Here is a 16,467-nt window from a genome sequence, read left to right as displayed (position 1 = left end):
GCCTTAGCATGTCATCATTGGCATCGATGTAGACAGCTGTAGTTGAGATGTTCCTATGATCATCAAAAGCATTAACACTTGTAAGCCAAGGAGTTGGCTTACGAGTTTTTCTTTTTATGCCAACGTAACAGCCTTACGCAGCATCTCATCGGATGCGTCTACATAACCAATAGTTGTCGAAATGTTTTGGTGACCGAGCAGTCGCATCAACACACGAACACTGGTGCCAGTTGAACTGATATTCGTTGCGAATGATCTGCGGCCCGAGTGACTTGACGCACCATCAATGCCCGCGTTCTTGTACATGCTCAAGAAGTACTGCGCCAAAGTGTTTGGCGTGAAGCCCCGCTGCGGCTTCTTCTGTGAGTAGAAGAACGCCCAATCACTTGGTCTAGCTTTGACTGATGCGACGTAGGCTTCCAGTTCCTTCTTCAACTTGGGACTGATGAACACGATGCGTGGATGCCGCCCCTTGGTCTGCTCGGCCTTGAGGCGTATCTCATCCTTCACACGACCATCTGTTCCGATCACATCACCCCATGTTAGTTTTGCGATCTCACCAACTCGCAACCCACCCATGTGCGACACGCAGACCATCGCGCGATTGCGAATGGCGTGCTGTCGGGTTGCGAGGTAATCGAAAACGCGACGCAGTTCCGCGCTTGTAAAAGTTTTTGCCTTGCCCATCTGTTGCTCTCCTAAAAAGTAATAAATACAGAGCAACAGTTTGTTTTCATTGGTACGGTTTGAGCAACCGAAATCCGTCCATTCCCTCGGGCTTTATAGATCAACGACTTATGCCGCAACCAAATGAAATCGCTGTTTTATTTGGTTTTGTATTTAGCCAACTTCGTGGCGCAGATGCCACGATCTTGTGCCTACTTATAAACAAGCCCTACAAGCTAAAGTTAGTGCGCCCAGCTACCCAAGCCAGCCCACAAGGAAGATTTTGCGCTGTAGGGCTTTTAATGCGGCGTAACTTAGTGGAGCCCAGACCGACATAGCTGCCCGTAAAAATCTGCGCTGCTATTTTTTTAGGGGTACGAGATCTAGATCATGGTGGTTTTAATCTAACCCCACCCCTTAACGTAGCTTAGTACTCGCTGGGCAGCATCAGTACCCAGTGCTCACCATCCCAACATGCGTACAAGGTGATCTCACTCAACGGGAAGTCCGTGTACTCAATCTCTTGTCGCGCATATTCGTGCCCGTTGCCATCCTCAAAGTAGAGCGTGGCTCGCTCTTGTTCACATTTCAATCGAACAAGCACAAACCAATCACCCACTCCAATCTCAAGCAAGTGGCTCGACGCCGCATCCATTAACCAAAAGCAACCAGCTTGTTCGCACAAGTACTTGGTGCCATCCGTTAGCAGGAACCTCTTTGAAATCCGATAGTAGGCAGATGTACCTGTGAAGTGGAGCAGGTCTTGTTGTGTGAGCTTAGTCATGCTTGTGCTCACAGTCCTGTGTTGGCTAAAGCAGCTTGGCTGTTAGCTAGCAGATCGATGCGTAAATTAGTTTGGATGTTACAAACTAAGTGGCTCAATGCCCAATTGACGATCCTTGCCCTATGTGCGTCGTTCTCCGCTGAGTCAAATCGCTCAATGTATTCCTCGATGTTGAAGCTGGCTTTGACTAACTCATTTGCGACATGTTGTAACCTTGATCTAGCTTCTTCGCGTGTGTATGTCGCTGCTAACTTTTTGATTTCTGTTTCGTTCATTTGATTCGTCCATTAGTGTGTGTATGGACAAAGTTTTGTTTCAAATGAACAAATGAGCAACCTGAGTCCTGATGTCTTGGCGGGTTTCTAAGAATTAGCTGAGGTCATCAAGGCGTAGGGCATCGATTGATCTTATTTGTGTGCTCCATCTGTCAGTAGGTGTATGAGCGAACTTGCTGTTCGCTTGCGCTTTCACAAAACACTTTCGCATTCGCTCTGTGCTTTGTTCAGCACCTAGTAATCAGTTTGAATGATGATTTAGTCGGTTTTGAATTGTTGAAACTTTATTGAGTTGTCGCTGAAAAGGATAGCGACTGAACGCCATCTTTTTATGCCTCGCCTCTCGCATGCTTACTTGTCTTTATTCCGTGGTCGGGACACTTCAGCAGCTAGAGAGAAATTCTTTAGAACTTCAAAGAGCGAGACATAACTACTTTCTCGGAACCACCACCGAAAGTAGCGCCCTCATATCTAGAGCAGTAAGCAGAATAGGCTTCCTGACTTTTGATAGGTTTAGCGTACACACTCGTTTTTAGAGTTGTCTTGAGAGCATCTGAAACCTTAATTGACCATAATTTTTGGAATTTTTCTACGAATGCTTCTTTGTCAGCATTTGATGGGAACTGAAGAAGTGCGTGAAAGTGTCCAGCGACTCCGCTATCTTTCTCACCACCAAAAAATGCGACGAACTTCATGTCTTTGTTTTCGCCTCTGCTTAGGTGAGAAATAGTTCGATCTAGGGCGTGAACAAGCAAGTGAATTGATCCTGTCGCGTTTTGAGACCATGGGGATTGACGTACGCAAGCCCCATTCTTGATGGTTCCATCTGCGCGAATAGTTAACACCGCTAACTCACTTAAATCTTCTGTGAATGCGTGTCTTATCAATTGATGTATGCGAAGTTGCGTCACTAGCTGTTTATCCAAATATTTGTATAGCTATTTATGAAGACCAAATAAAAGGAGCTTTAAATCTGGTTCTTTTGCTGAGTGTCCGTCCAGATTGGCGGGACACCTATGAGGCTTGGTTGCTCAATCAGTTGGTCTGAAAATAAAGTTGCGAACGTCAACAACACATAAAGGAAATATTGATGTCCGCACTTAACTCACTCAAACTGACTGCTATCAAAAAAGGTGCTGCCGCAAATCCAGCTATTCACCGTCGAACAAAGCTGAGCAAGAAAATTGGAGAGCAAATTGAACTTGCTAAAGCTGAAGCCGAGGGCAGCACGTTCACTTCCAAGCGCTTGAAAACAATTAAGGATGACGACGGCAATACTCAATGCGTTGAAGTATCCAAAAAGGTTCGCGCTTGGTGGTTTCCAACTGAAAACGGTAAGGTCGCATTGAATGTGCGTTATGGCGCACGAGTAGTTGAACTTGCTAAGGGTAAAACAGCCGTTGAGGTTGCGACCATTAACGAGTTGATCCCCACGCTAGCAGTGATCAAGAAAGCTATCGATGCTGGTGAGTTGGATCCACAAATCGAAGCAGCCAGCATCAAGCTTCGCGAAGGCTTTGGCAAGTGATGTTGCTCAACTTCGTTGCTCGCATACGCATTCGTCATGGCAACGGTTATGAGCAGATGGAGACATCTGTTCATGCCCTTGATCACAGACGTGCCAAAGTTCTTTTAGAAGCTCAGTATGGCAATGGCTGCGTCATAAGCATTCAAAGAACTTAGTTCTGAGGACTCATCACGGATAAATAAAAGAAAAGGAGACCGTGATGAGACTTAAAGAATTCGCAAACTCAGATGCTCAGCTTGAGCTTTGGAAGATGGTCAGTGATGCTGTTTGGTCAGCCATCAAGCAACAGAACAACAAGTCCAGTGATAGTTCGTCATCAAGTCCCCCCGCAGTATCAAGAGCGCAAGATGCCAAGTCACGTCCTGCGACCGCACCTGTAATACCTAAAGTGAAAGCGCCTGCTAAGAAGGTAGCAGCTGTGAAATTGCCAAGGATTCCAACGCCGCCATCAAAGCCTCGCAAACCTTTGAAGGCAAAACCTAAAGTTAAGCCCAAGCAGGTAGGCATGACTCGCACTCAAGTGCCAGCATTACCAATTTCTCAACGACAGCAACCCATACAACCGGTGAAGCCGTCTCTAACGGCACAGCAACCTTTGCCAGCCAAAACCCCTAATTTCAACGCAAAAACGGGGGTAATTCCTCAAAATCGTCGTGTTACAGTTTCTCAGTCAAGACGGGGCTTATAGGCATAGCAGAAATTGATTTGCTTACACGCTGAGCTCTGCGATTATGTGATCGGTTTCTTTAAAGCCTTACCTACAGTTAGACCGTTGTCCCGGCGGCAATAGCATTCCACCATCACAGGGTTCAGGCATAAATTGAGGAGGCTTAGCAAACTCGTTAGCCAATCTAAACCAGTCGATGGATGTTGGTTCTTTAGCAATACGCTGGACTTCTTTCTGGTGATCTCTATCGGCATCTCTTTGCTGATTTTGATTAGCCATCTGCTCAAGCTTCAGCATACATTGAGCGAACTCACCAGTGCCGAACTTGAGACCATACGACTCGCACTTCTTTTTGAACTTGTCTGAGTCATCACCAAATACAGTTGCTCCATCTTTTTTCTCGAACACTAAAAGGTTGTCTTTGAATTCGCCTTCATAGCGATTGCCGTTCTGGTCAGTCCATACACCATGACCGTTTAATTGACCACGCTTGAACTGACCTACATATATAGCTGGCATGTCAGAAGCGATAAAAGCAGACTTCGACTCGCCCTTTGCCATAACTTTCAACTGCCCTACTCCGTCTCGTTCACCTCTCCTCCACTCTCCGTAATAGGAATTTTTGTTAGGAAAAACAAAAGCTCCGACGCAAGCATCCCACTTCTGAGGATCATTTCCTTGGCACTGGGGTAATCGGGACACAAATGTCGGTATTTCTTTTACATCCATTACTGGCGTGATTGTTCCAAGTGGGGAGGTCGGTTTAGCGTTCACAAGGCTTGAAAGAATCAAGGTCGCAATCATTAGAAGTTTTTTCATATTCATCACCTGCGAATTTCAAAATTATTTAAGCTTGGGCACTAAAACACCATCCACATAGTCATAGTCAGCCAGCGCATTGCTAACCATCTTGGCTTCAGTGGTGTGATAGTAGGTCTTCTCAATCTGCGTGATGCTTGTACCGCACATCTCAGCAACGATTTGAGGCGGCAAATGACTGTTGACACGTTGCGTAATGAAGTAATGCCTGAAACTATACGGAACAAGATCACGGCTATCCAAGTGCGTAATGCCAGCCTTTTCAAGCACCTTGTCAAAATGGTAGCCAATCGCACGAGGTGTAATTGGTGACTTGCCTGTTGTAGTGAACATCAATTGCTCACCTAGCCAAGCCCTAAGGTCTCTTTCTTTGACTTTTTCGCCAGACACTTTTTGCTTCAACCGCATCAAGCCAACGTAGTAGCCAAAGTCTTTGACAACAAGTTTTCGCGTTTTTCTAACCTTACTTGTCTCACCACGAACAGTTACTCGAATCAAATCAAACGGTGTGGCACGTGCCTCTTGGTGCTCCATATCTTCAACATCGCACCAGCGCAGTTGTAATTGCTCCCCTCGCCTCAATCCAGAGATTAAGGAGAAGCCAAGGTAGTAGCCCGTGACCGCTTTGCTGTAGTTGCCAGTCAAATCGATCTCTTTTTCAGCGTCTGCGATGTACTCAGCAAGGGCTGTTTTGATCGCATCAACTTCATGGTCTTCGAATGAACTGCGCCTGTTCTCATCTGCGCCTTTATCAATGCGCTTTAATTTCTTGAAGTCAAACGAATCTATGTAGGTTTCACCACGTTTGTGAAGCCACTTCATCATGGCGTTAACGGTGCTCTGTTCATTCTCAACAGTGCTTTGACTGATAGGAATGCTTTTCTTGGTCTTGGTGCGCTCGTAGAAATAGTTGGCGCAGTCTGTCCGTTCAAGTTCTTTTAACTTGGTGTCTTTGCCAATCACATCCAGCCAGTGGTTTAGATGTGTGCGAATTACTGAAAAACGCCCCTTAACGATGATGCCTGAGGCGACATCAATCTTGCGTTCCTCCAAGTACATCTCAACTCCCATCTTTGTTGTTTGGGAGAAGTACGTTTTGCCTGATTTCTCAAGTACTTTGAGTTCGTGATAGTGGAGTTCAGCCTTGTCCTTGGCTGTGCTCTTGTTTCGCGTTTTAAGGCTGAAACGAGCGTACTTGTGCTCTTTGGGGAGCCACATACGCATATGCCAGTATTCGCCACGCTTGTAGATGACAGCGTTGTCGAATATGGCTTCTTCGTCTTCCTTGAAGTTGGTCTTTTTCAGCGCCATGGAGCGGTTGAGTCATTACGGTTTGTAGTAGTTACACGTTCGTGTAACTCTTTGTGTAACTGTAATGTCAAAACCCAACAAAATCAACGAGATTTTATTGGGTTGTGAAAGTTTTGTGTAACTCGTAAATCGTTTAAAATCAACAACTTACGTGATTGTTACTACTCCCACTCAATCGTCGCTGGTGGCTTCGATGAAACGTCGTAGGTCACGCGGTTGATGCCACGCACCTCGTTGATGATGCGGCCAGACACTTTCTTGAGCAAGGCATAAGGCAACTCGGCCCAATCTGCCGTCATGAAGTCGCTGGTTTGCACAGCGCGCAATGCCACCACGTAGTCGTAGGTGCGGCCATCGCCCATCACGCCAACGCTCTTGACAGGCAAGAACACGGTGAAGGCTTGGCTGGTCAAGGCGTACCAAGATTTGCCTGTAGCTTCATCTTTGAAGTTGTGCAGTTCTTCGATGAAGATGGCATCGGCACGGCGCAGCAAGTCGGCATATTCCTTCTTCACTTCACCCAAGATGCGCACGCCCAAGCCTGGACCTGGGAATGGGTGGCGGTACACCATGTCGTGGGGTAGCCCTAAGGCCACGCCGAGTTCGCGCACTTCGTCTTTGAACAATTCGCGCAAGGGCTCCAAGAGCTTCAAGCCCAACTGCTCTGGCAAGCCGCCCACGTTGTGGTGGCTCTTGATGGTGACTGCTTTTTTGCTCTTTGCGCCGCCGCTCTCGATGACGTCAGGATAAATCGTGCCTTGTGCGAGGAAGGTTGCGCCTTTGTGGCCGCCGTCGCCCGCCTTGAGTTTGGCCGCTTGTTCTTTGAACACGTCCACAAACAAGCCACCGATGATTTTGCGTTTGGCCTCTGGTTCGCTCACGCCGGCCAATTTGCCTAAGAACAAATCGCTCGCATCCACGCGAATCACATGGGCGTGCAACTTGCCCACAAACATGTCCATCACCATGTCGCCTTCATTCAGGCGCAACAGGCCGTGGTCCACAAACACGCAGGTGAGTTTGTCGCCAATGGCGCGGTGAATAAGGGCTGCGGCCACAGATGAATCCACGCCGCCGGACAGGCCCAAGATGACTTCTTCGTCGCCCACTTGTTTGCGAATGGCAGCCACCGCTTCTTCGATGTAGTCGCCCATGATCCAGTCAGGGCGTGTGCCGCAAATGTCCAGCACAAAGCGGTTCAACAAAGCTTGGCCTTGCACCGTGTGCGTGACTTCGGGGTGGAATTGCACTGCGTAGAACTTGCGCGTTTCATCCGCCATACCGGCGATGGGGCAAGCGGGTGTCGATGCCATGACCTTGAAGCCTTCAGGCAGTTGGGTCACTTTGTCGCCATGGCTCATCCAAACTTTCAGCATGCCATGGCCTTCAGGCGTGTTGAAGTCTTCAATGCCTTTGAGCAATTCGGTGTGGCCGTGGGCTCGCACTTCGGCGTAACCAAATTCGCGGGTGGTGCCCGCTTCGACCTTGCCGCCCAACTGGCTGGCCATGGTTTGCATGCCGTAACAAATGCCCAGCACGGGCAGCCCCAGCTCAAACACAGCGTCAGGCGCACGGTCATCCACCTCGTACACGCTGGCGTGGCTGCCTGAAAGGATGATGCCCTTCAGATTGCCGTCTTTGGCGTATTCACGCACCCAGTCGCTGGTCACATCGCAAGGATGAACTTCACAGAACACATGAGCCTCGCGCACGCGGCGGGCAATGAGTTGGGTGACTTGAGAGCCGAAATCGAGGATGAGGATTTTTTGGTGCGACATAAATAAAAAAGGGCCTTCAAATGGCCTAGCCCGCTATTGTCTCAAAAAACAAAGCCACCCCGAAGGGTGGCTTACTGTTAACGCTAAATGCTTTTAAAGCTCTTATTCTGCGCGATAGTTAGGGGCTTCTTTGGTAATTTGCACATCATGCACATGGCTTTCTCGAATGCCCGCCGCCGTGATTTCCACAAACTGCGCTTCGTTGTGCATGGCCTCGATGGTGGCGCAGCCGCAGTAGCCCATGCTGGCACGCAAGCCACCCGCCATTTGGTAAATGATGGATACGACAGAGCCTTTGTAGGGCACGCGGCCCTCGATGCCTTCGGGCACCAGTTTGTCGGCATTGGGGTTGCCCGTGCTGGACTCTTGGAAGTAACGGTCTGCACTGCCCTGTTGCATGGCACCGATGGAGCCCATCCCACGGTAGCTCTTGTAGCTGCGGCCTTGGAACAAAATCACTTCGCCCGGTGCTTCTTCGGTACCGGCAAACATGCCGCCCATCATCACCGTGCCCGCGCCTGCGGCAATGGCTTTGGCAATGTCGCCGCTGTAGCGAATGCCGCCGTCTGCAATCAGTGGCACGCCTGTACCCTTCAGAGCCGTTGCCACGCTGTCCACCGCCATGATTTGCGGCACGCCCACACCCGCCACGATGCGGGTGGTACAGATGGAGCCTGGACCAATACCCACTTTCACGCCGTCAGCGCCCGCCTCGACCAAAGCCAAAGCCGCTGCGCCCGTTGCAATGTTGCCGCCAATCACTTCGATGTGCGGATAGTTTTGCTTGACCCAGCGCACGCGCTCGATCACGCCTTTGCTGTGGCCGTGCGCGGTGTCCACCACGATGGCATCTACACCGGCGCGGGACAATGCCTCCACGCGTTCTTCGGTACCCTCGCCCACACCCACGGCAGCGCCCACGCGCAGCTTACCTGCTGCATCACGGGCCGCATTGGGGAAGTTGAGTTGTTTGGTGATGTCTTTAACGGTGATCAGGCCTTTGAGCTCAAAGGCGTCGTTGACCACCAGCAAGCGCTCAAGCTTGTGTTTGTTCAACAAGGCTTTGGCTTGCTCAGGCGTCGTGCCTTCGGGCACGGTGACAAGTCGATTTTGAGGCGTCATGATCTCGCTGACTTTTTGGTCGTAGCGGGTCTCAAAGCGCAAATCGCGGCCAGTGACAATACCCACCACTTTGCCGCCGTCACACACGGGGAACCCTGATACGCCCAACTCGTCAGAGAGAGCCATGACTTGACGCACGGTAGTTTCGGGGGTGATGACCACAGGGTCGCGCAGCACACCGGATTCGTAGCGCTTGACCTTGGCCACTTGGGCGGCTTGCTCTTGCGCAGTGAGGTTTTTGTGCACGATGCCGATGCCGCCTTCTTGCGCAATGGCAATGGCCAAACGCGCTTCGGTGACCGTGTCCATGGCCGCAGAGACCAAGGGCAAGTTCAGGCGAATGTTGCGGGTGAATTGCGTTGCGAGGGATGTGTCCTTGGGCAGGACTTCAGAGAACGCGGGGACGAGCAGAACGTCGTCAAAGGTGAGGGCTTTGCCAAGCAGGCGCATGTTGATAGCTCCAAAAACAGCATTGTACGTAGCACCCCAGAAGCGCTTGTATACAGAGCCCCTCCTGTTACATAACTTCACACAGCTCAGGCAAAATTTGGTGAACGACAATGCGTCCGCCCTTCAACACATCACCTGAGGTGACCTGCTTGCTACGCCTGACTACAAAGATTATTGCTATTGCCCTTATTGGCTTAGCTGCTGCATCAATGAGCATGGCGCAATCTGCCACGCCAACCCTCAATCTGGCCGAGCTGGAAGACTTGATGTTCAGCCAAAGCAAAGCCTTACGCGGCGCGGCTGATGCCGTCAGAGCAGCTGACGCCGCAGTGGCCACTGCCCGCACTTTCCCTAACCCTGAAGTGGAGGTGATGAATGGCACACGCACACCGCGCCCCAACTCACCCGGTAATGGCAACTATGCAGGCACCTTGAAAACTATCAGTGTTTCACAAGAACTGGACATGCCTTGGCATCGTTTTCCACGCGTGGATGGCGCTTTGGCTGGCTTCAGCGCAGCGCAGGCCGCAGAGCAATCGTTTCGCTCAGATATGCGCGCACAGCTTCGTTTACGTTACTACGACTTGATTCGTCGTCAAGACGAAAACCGTGCCACGGCTGAAGACGCTAAAGCAGCTGAAGCCATGCACAAACGCATCTCGGTTCGCGTGCAAACTGGGGAAGATGCCCGCTTCGAACTGGTCAAAGCAGAAGCAGAAATGCTGAACGCTCAAAAGTTGGCCGAGTCCGCCGCTTTGCGTGTACGTCAATCGCGTGGTGCTCTCCGCGCTATGGTGGGGCCTGAGCTACCAGAAGCATTTGCCGTCGCAGAACAGCCACACAAATTTGCACCTCCGCCACCTTTTGAACAAGTCCGTGCCGAAGTTCTGGCCAACAACCCAGAGTTGATGCGCAGCCGTGCCGAACGCCAACAATATAACCGCAAGCTTAGCGAAGAAAAAGCATTGCGCTTTCCCAAAATTGCCCTGCGTGCAGACCAAGACCTAGACCCCGACTACCGCAGCAAACGCGTCGGTGTCGCCATGAGCTTGCCCCTGTGGGATTGGCGCGGTGGCCCTGTGGGTGAAGCCGCAGCCAGACTCTCTCAGTCAGATAATGAATTGGCGTACCAAGAGTTTTCGCTCATTCAATCTCTGGAGGCCGCCTATCAGCAATACAACATTGCCAATGCCCAAACAGTGGCGCTAGAAGGTGGTTTGCTGCGCCAAGCATCCGATGCTGTTCGTATTGCTGAAGTGGGCTACAAAGCGGGTGAAAAAAGCTTCCTCGAAGTGCTCGATGCACAACGCATGTTTCGCGCTGCTCGCAACGAACTGATCACCGCACAGTTTGAATTGGCAGGTGCATGGGCAGAAATTGAGCGCATTCGCGCGATTGGCCGTTAACTGGTTTTACGACCGCTTTGCCAGCGGTAAATTGAGCAGCAAGTTTTGTGGCTTGAGCTTCAAACGCTGATTGGTATCCACCGCCATCGCCAAATACACGGGCTTGCCACGCACGTCGGCCAACATGTCGTTGGGCTCAACAAACTCTAGCTTGAAGAGGCACAGCAAACGTTCCATGCGCTCAGCATCCACTTCTTTGCCTTGGTAAAGGTCATTCAACACACCGCTGGCTTGGGCATCTAAGCCCACATGCCACACCCAGTGCTCGTCGTTGATTTCGCGCTCAGTTTGGATGCGCACCTGCACCCCCAAGAAGTGCTGCACCCACTTGGCCATCACTTCGCACAGCGCGTTCAACGCGGGTTGACCACGGTTAAGGCTCACCACCCAGTCAAAACTCTCGCTACGGGGCCAATAGGCATCTTGGTTGTCGTCATTCAGCACATCCAAGTCCACGCTGCGCAGCTTGATGCCGCCTTGCTTGAGCAGCTCGCCAATTGAGCCAAAGCCGCTTTGTGTGGCGTGGCGCTCCACTGTTTCGTCATCAGCTGCCATCACCGAGCCGTCTTCGAGCACAGTCACTTTTTGCGTGTGCATCAGCATCTCAGCCGCACGGGCTTGCATGGCCGTGGGCGCTTCGCCCAACACATGGCGCAGCAAAATGTGCGTGATGTGCTGCACCAAAAGCGGCGGCACATCCACACCTTCACCTTTGAACAAGGCGATGTAGCTGGCTTCTAAAGTGGGCAGCGTGGTTATGCGCTGGCGAAAGCGCAGCCACACGGCGTAGTTATCGGCGGCATCTTTGTCTTGCAGCTCAGCCACTTCTTGCGCTGTCACTTCACGACGTGGCTGCTCAACCAAGCTGTGATGCAAAGCCACTTCGGCGGCACATGACGTGGCGATAGGGGCCAGCTCAGGGCGCTCTAAAAGAAAACGCAAAAAGTCATCGGTCACCACCAAATGGCCCGTGTCGTTATGGGCCAGCAATGAATAGCCACACGTGGGCCAAAGGTTTGGTGTCATTGGGTGCTCGATTAAGAATTAATAACCAGGCTTAGCACCTGCACGGCGCTTGGAGAACAAGCCCGCACGGCTAGAGCCTTGTTGTTGGAAACGCTCACGCCGCGCCACTTTTGGGTCAACGGTGAGTGCGCGGCAAATTTCTATGCGGTCTAGGTCGCGAAGCGCATGATCGGGGCTGGTTTTCTTCCCCCAAATGCACACGGTAAAGACTTCGGGTTGGCTGAGGTCAATCTCGGGGCATTCAGCCAACAAGCCGCTTTGCTGCAAGGCTTGCAGCACCGTCACACCCGCGCTGAGCGGTACCACGCGCTCATGCACCACACGGGGTGCGGGCGAGTACATCACGGTGATGGAGAAGGCAGTCAAGGGACGTACACCTGCTCTGCGCGCTTCACAAACGCATCCACCAAGGTCGCGGCGATTTTGTCAAACACGGGACCCACCAAAGCGCCAAACATGCTCTCAAATGCGTAGTTCAAGGTCAGCTCAATGCGGCAAGCGCGTTGTGGCTCTTGGGTGTTGGGGGCGAGTAGCGGGTGAAAATCCCACGTGCCATCCAAATGTTTGAAGGGCCCATCGACCAGCTCTAGCTTGACTTGGCGGCCTTCAATGTGCACGTTGCGCGTGGTGAAGCTTTTGTGAAAGCCACCAAAGGTCATGCCCACTTGGGCGGTGGCACCATCGGCATGTGTTTCGAGCACACCGGCGCGGTCGCACCAAGGCAAAAACTCAGGATAACGGGCCACATCGGTGACCAGCGCAAACATTTCTTCAGCGCTGAACCAAATAAGAACGGACTTGTGTACGGTTTTCATAGAATGGTCCACATTGTAAGAAGCTCTACCGTCCCCACATTACCTAAATGGCTACCAAAAAACCTGCAACTCAATCGCGCATCGCTGACAACAAAAAGGCGGCGTACAACTATTTCTTCGAAGAAAAGTTCGAGGCAGGCATGGTGCTGGAAGGCTGGGAGGTCAAGTCTGCCCGCGAAGGCAAGGTGCAACTCACCGACGGTTATGTAGTGGTGCGCAATGGCGAGCTGTTTTTGATTGGCTGCCAAATCAACCCGCTGCACACAGCATCCAGCCATGTCAACCCCGACAACGTGCGCACGAAAAAGCTTCTGCTGAAAAAAGACGAAATCAAACGTCTCATTGGCAAGGTCGAACAAAAAGGCCACACATTGGTGCCTATCAACCTGCACTGGAAGAACGGCAAAATCAAATGTGAAATCGCGCTGGCCAAAGGTAAGGCCGAGCACGACAAACGCGACACCATCAAAGATCGCGAAGGCAAGCGCGAGGTGGAGCGTGCGATGAAGTCGCGCAGCCGCTAACTCACTTGTCTGAGCGGATCTCGCTCAACTCTTTCTCATCAACGGTTAGGTTTGCGCTTGGCAACATTTGCGCTGGGTTTGCCTGCGCCTTTCACGCGTGGTGGCAAGCCTGTGTGCTGCGTGAGAACACGGCCCTTAGTAGGCGTAGCCGTGCTGTTCTTACGACGCGCACTGGTGTAACCGCCATCAGTTAACGGCTGGAAGGTAGGAATCAAATGCTGCTTGCCGTTGCCAATGAGATCGGCACGACCCATGGACTTCAAGGCTTCGCGCAACAAAGGCCAGTTGTTTGCATCGTGGTAGCGCAAAAAGGCTTTGTGCAATCGACGGCGGCGTTCGCCGCGCACGATGTCCACGCTCTCGCTGGTGCGCGTCACGCGGCCCAAAGGGTTGCGGCCTGAGTGGTACATGGCCGTAGCCGTGGCCATAGGGCTGGGGTAGAAGGTTTGTACTTGGTCAGCTCTGAAACCATTGCGCTTGAGCCACAGGGCCAAGTTCATCATGTCTTCGTCGCTGGTGCCGGGGTGGGCGGCGATGAAATACGGCACGAGGAATTGCTTCTTGCCAACTTCGGCGCTGTACTTGTCAAACATCTGTTTGAACTTGTCGTAGCTGCCAATGCCGGGCTTCATCATCTTGGACAGCGGCCCGCCCTCGGTGTGTTCAGGCGCGATTTTGAGGTAGCCGCCCACATGGTGTTGCACCAGCTCTTTCACATACTCGGGCGACTGAACGGCCAAGTCGTAACGCAGGCCCGAACCAATCAAAATTTTCTTCACACCCTTCAATTCACGCGCACGGCGGTACATGTGAATGAGCGAGCTGTGGTCGGTGTTGAGGTTTTGGCAAATGCCTGGGTACACGCAGCTCGGCTTGCGACATGCCGACTCAATCTCAGGGCTTTTGCAGCCGATGCGGTACATATTGGCCGTGGGGCCACCGAGGTCTGAAATGACGCCCGTGAAGCCCGGCACTTTGTCACGGATGTCTTCAATCTCGCGAATGATCGAGTCTTCGCTGCGGCTTTGAATGATGCGGCCTTCGTGCTCTGTGATCGAGCAAAACGTACAACCGCCAAAACAACCACGCATGATGTTGACGCTGAAGCGAATCATCTCCCAAGCGGGAATTTTGGTAGCGCCGTCGTGGCTGCCGTTCTCGTCCGCGTAAATCGGATGCGGGCTTCGGGCGTAAGGCAAGTCAAACACCAAGTCCATCTCAGCCGTGGTCAACGGGATAGGGGGCGGCGTGACCCACACATCCCGTGCGGTATGACCTTCCCCATGAGCTTGCACCAAGGCACGGGCGTTACCTGGGTTGGTTTCTAAGTGCAACACACGGTTGGCATGCGCATACAGCACTGGGTCTGACTTGACTTGCTCGTACGCTGGCAAACGAATGACGCTGCGTTCACGCGGTGGCACTTTGAGTTTGCCTTTGCCTTGCAATGCAGCGTTGGCCACGAAGTTCAAAGGGGAAATGGTGAAGCCAGCCTCAGCTTTAGAACCTGAGAGCGCACTGCCTGCTTTGGCATTGGCCGCATCCGCCACCGCATTGGCTTCCTCTTCGCGCGCGCAAGTTTCGCCTTGCGCTTTGGCTTGGTCGCTGACCATCAAATATGGGTTGACGTGGGCCTCTACCCTGCCCGGCACATCAATGCTGGACGAGTCAATTTCAAACCAACCTTCAGGCGTTTCGCGGCGCACAAAGGCCGTGCCGCGCACATCGGTGATGTTTTGCACGGGTTCTTTGGCGGCCAAACGGTGCGCAATTTCCACAATGGCACGTTCGGCGTTGCCGTACAGCAGCAAATCGCACTTGCTATCCACCACGATGGAGCGACGCACTTTGTCTGACCAATAGTCGTAATGGGCAATGCGGCGCAGCGAGCCTTCAATGCCGCCCAAAACGATAGGCACATCGTTGTAGGCTTCTTTGCAGCGTTGGCTGTAGACAAGGGCTGCGCGGTCAGGACGCTTGCCGCCGATGTCGCCCGCGGTGTAAGCGTCATCACTGCGAATTTTTCGGTCCGCGGTGTAACGGTTGATCATCGAATCCATGTTGCCGGCGGTCACGCCAAAAAACAGGTTCGGTTTGCCAAGCGCCTTGAAGGGGTCAGCACTTTGCCAATCAGGCTGAGCGATGATGCCCACGCGAAAACCTTGGTTCTCAAGCATGCGGCCAATCACGGCCATGCCAAAGCTGGGGTGGTCTACGTAAGCGTCGCCCGTGACGATGATGATGTCGCAGCTGTCCCAGCCGAGTTGTGTCATTTCCTCGCGCGACATCGGCAAAAACGGGGCCGTGCCAAAACGGGCTGCCCAGTACTTGCGATAACTGTTCAGCGGCTTGGCGTTGCGGGGAAAAAGGGAGACGTCGGCGTAAGCATTCATGAGCGCCTAAGTGTAAGGGTTAGCCCCTTCCCTTCGGGTTTTAGGGGCTATCGTCCCAAGCGTTCAGGGCAGCGCCTGCACCGAGAGCGGTGCGTCCCACAGATGGGACATGACGGCTTGCGCCTGCGCCACATCGCCCGAGGTAAAAAACTGCACGTTTCCTTGCTGCGCTGGGTTAGACAAGCTCCCAGTGTCAGCCAAACGGCGGGCAAGCTCGCGGGCCACAGCTTCGGCGGGGTCAAGCAGGGTCACGCCCTCGCCCGCCACGCGCTGAATGGTGTCGCGCAAAAAGGGGTAATGCGTGCAGCCCAACACCAAGGTGTCTGCGCCCTTCTCAATCAACGGCGTGATGAATTGGCGCAGTAAGGCCTCGGTCTCGACGCTGTGCAAATCAGCACGCTCAACCTGCTCAACAAGTCCAGGGCAGCCTTGCAGCAAGATTCGTTTGTCTGCGCCATACAGCTCAACCAACCTTGCCACCGATGCGCTTTGCACCGTTTGACGCGTGGCCAACACACCCACCACGCCGCTGCGCGTGAGGGCCACAGCGGGTTTGATGGCGGGCTCAATCGCCACCACAGGCAAGTGCGTTTGGTCGCGCAAGGTTTTGGCAGCCACCACCGTGGCCGTGTTGCAAGCGATGGTGATGCCCTTCACGCCCTGCTCGGCCAACCAGTTGCCCACGGTGAGCGTGCGCTCGGTGATGTGCGCTTCAGATTGGTCGCCATACGGTGCGTGACCAGAGTCAGCGACGTAAACCAAATGTTCATGCGGCAAAGCAGCACGAATGGCACGCAAGACGGACAGGCCGCCCACACCCGAGTCAAACACGCCAATAGCGCCCTGAAACGGGCTCGCTATCGTGGATGAAGTATTGGGTTGGGACATGGTCCGAAGGTGCGA

The 16,467-nt window shown here is 52.7% G+C and carries 17 protein-coding genes; 4 read left to right on the top strand and 13 right to left on the bottom strand.

All coding sequences use genetic code 11. The annotated features are described in order from the left end of the window. Positions 1–114: 114 nt before the first annotated feature. The 4 genes from B9Z35_RS05555 to B9Z35_RS12870 all read right to left on the bottom strand — a co-directional run bounded on the left by B9Z35_RS05555 (position 115) and on the right by B9Z35_RS12870 (position 2,420). Positions 115–687 carry a site-specific integrase gene (locus tag B9Z35_RS05555; protein WP_108282615.1) on the bottom strand — a complete coding sequence of 191 codons (573 nt, stop codon included), beginning with the start codon at positions 685–687 and terminating at the stop codon, positions 115–117. A gap of 406 nt (positions 688–1,093) precedes the next feature. After that, a complete protein-coding gene (locus tag B9Z35_RS05550) occupies positions 1,094–1,450 on the bottom strand; it encodes a DUF6876 family protein (protein WP_108282614.1) in 357 nt (118 codons plus the stop codon). 8 nt (positions 1,451–1,458) lie between these two features. After that, positions 1,459–1,725, bottom strand: coding sequence for a hypothetical protein (locus B9Z35_RS05545; RefSeq protein WP_108282613.1), 267 nt, complete (start codon positions 1,723–1,725; stop codon positions 1,459–1,461). A 404-nt stretch (positions 1,726–2,129) separates the two neighbouring features. Beyond that, positions 2,130–2,420: a hypothetical protein gene (locus B9Z35_RS12870; RefSeq protein WP_146178949.1), complete on the bottom strand. Its 291-nt coding sequence runs from the start codon at positions 2,418–2,420 to the stop codon at positions 2,130–2,132. Between the two features lie 395 nt (positions 2,421–2,815). Here B9Z35_RS12870 and B9Z35_RS05535 point away from each other — a divergent pair, with 395 nt between their 5' ends. Together B9Z35_RS05535 and B9Z35_RS12865 are read left to right on the top strand one after the other, a co-directional pair. Further along, complete coding sequence (locus B9Z35_RS05535) at positions 2,816–3,253, top strand: DUF6641 family protein (RefSeq protein WP_108282611.1); 438 nt, start codon at positions 2,816–2,818, stop codon at positions 3,251–3,253. A gap of 199 nt (positions 3,254–3,452) precedes the next feature. Continuing rightward, the gene (locus tag B9Z35_RS12865; RefSeq protein ID WP_146178948.1) at positions 3,453–3,941 is read left to right on the top strand and encodes a hypothetical protein; all 489 of its coding nucleotides are present in this window, start codon (positions 3,453–3,455) and stop codon (positions 3,939–3,941) included. A 66-nt stretch (positions 3,942–4,007) separates the two neighbouring features. On the opposite strand, the gene B9Z35_RS05525 is transcribed toward B9Z35_RS12865, so the two are convergent. The 4 genes from B9Z35_RS05525 to guaB form a co-directional block, all read right to left on the bottom strand. Then, positions 4,008–4,739 carry a hypothetical protein gene (locus tag B9Z35_RS05525; protein ID WP_158268116.1) on the bottom strand — a complete coding sequence of 244 codons (732 nt, stop codon included), beginning with the start codon at positions 4,737–4,739 and terminating at the stop codon, positions 4,008–4,010. 24 nt (positions 4,740–4,763) lie between these two features. Continuing rightward, complete coding sequence (locus tag B9Z35_RS05520) at positions 4,764–6,050, bottom strand: tyrosine-type recombinase/integrase (RefSeq protein ID WP_108282608.1); 1,287 nt, start codon at positions 6,048–6,050, stop codon at positions 4,764–4,766. A 161-nt stretch (positions 6,051–6,211) separates the two neighbouring features. Further along, positions 6,212–7,828, bottom strand: a complete 1,617-nt coding sequence (gene guaA, locus B9Z35_RS05515) for a glutamine-hydrolyzing GMP synthase (protein ID WP_108282607.1) — start codon at positions 7,826–7,828, stop codon at positions 6,212–6,214. A 102-nt stretch (positions 7,829–7,930) separates the two neighbouring features. After that, positions 7,931–9,400 carry an IMP dehydrogenase gene (gene guaB / locus B9Z35_RS05510; protein WP_108282606.1) on the bottom strand — a complete coding sequence of 490 codons (1,470 nt, stop codon included), beginning with the start codon at positions 9,398–9,400 and terminating at the stop codon, positions 7,931–7,933. Between the two features lie 110 nt (positions 9,401–9,510). On the opposite strand from guaB, the gene B9Z35_RS05505 reads away from it, so the two are divergent. Further along, a complete protein-coding gene (locus B9Z35_RS05505) occupies positions 9,511–10,806 on the top strand; it encodes a TolC family protein (protein WP_108282605.1) in 1,296 nt (431 codons plus the stop codon). Positions 10,807–10,812: 6 nt separating this feature from the next. Here B9Z35_RS05505 and B9Z35_RS05500 read toward each other — a convergent pair whose 3' ends face one another. Genes B9Z35_RS05500 through B9Z35_RS05490 form a run of 3 tightly spaced genes read right to left on the bottom strand, consistent with a single transcriptional unit; the run spans position 10,813 to position 12,647 of the window. Beyond that, complete coding sequence (locus B9Z35_RS05500; protein ID WP_108282604.1) at positions 10,813–11,832, bottom strand: DUF6352 family protein; 1,020 nt, start codon at positions 11,830–11,832, stop codon at positions 10,813–10,815. A gap of 18 nt (positions 11,833–11,850) precedes the next feature. After that, positions 11,851–12,198 (bottom strand): RnfH family protein, encoded by a 348-nt coding sequence (locus B9Z35_RS05495; protein WP_233246474.1) that lies wholly within the window; start codon positions 12,196–12,198, stop codon positions 11,851–11,853. Then, positions 12,195–12,647, bottom strand: coding sequence for a type II toxin-antitoxin system RatA family toxin (locus tag B9Z35_RS05490; protein ID WP_108282603.1), 453 nt, complete (start codon positions 12,645–12,647; stop codon positions 12,195–12,197). Before B9Z35_RS05490 ends, B9Z35_RS05495 begins: the two co-directional genes overlap by 4 nt. A gap of 47 nt (positions 12,648–12,694) precedes the next feature. Here B9Z35_RS05490 and smpB point away from each other — a divergent pair, with 47 nt between their 5' ends. Continuing rightward, a complete protein-coding gene (gene smpB, locus B9Z35_RS05485; RefSeq protein ID WP_108282602.1) occupies positions 12,695–13,171 on the top strand; it encodes an SsrA-binding protein SmpB in 477 nt (158 codons plus the stop codon). A 38-nt stretch (positions 13,172–13,209) separates the two neighbouring features. Here the strand turns inward: smpB and B9Z35_RS05480 are convergent, their stop codons facing one another. Together B9Z35_RS05480 and murI are read right to left on the bottom strand one after the other, a co-directional pair. Further along, positions 13,210–15,564 carry a YgiQ family radical SAM protein gene (locus B9Z35_RS05480; RefSeq protein ID WP_108282601.1) on the bottom strand — a complete coding sequence of 785 codons (2,355 nt, stop codon included), beginning with the start codon at positions 15,562–15,564 and terminating at the stop codon, positions 13,210–13,212. A 63-nt stretch (positions 15,565–15,627) separates the two neighbouring features. Beyond that, positions 15,628–16,452 (bottom strand): glutamate racemase, encoded by an 825-nt coding sequence (gene murI, locus B9Z35_RS05475; protein ID WP_108282600.1) that lies wholly within the window; start codon positions 16,450–16,452, stop codon positions 15,628–15,630. Between the last annotated feature and the right edge of the window lie 15 nt (positions 16,453–16,467).

It is taken from the genome of Limnohabitans sp. Jir61 (genome assembly GCF_003063545.1).
Classification (GTDB): domain Bacteria; phylum Pseudomonadota; class Gammaproteobacteria; order Burkholderiales; family Burkholderiaceae_C; genus Limnohabitans.
Note: the sequence above shows the minus strand (reverse complement) of the source record. Positions and strands in the feature narration are given on the sequence as shown.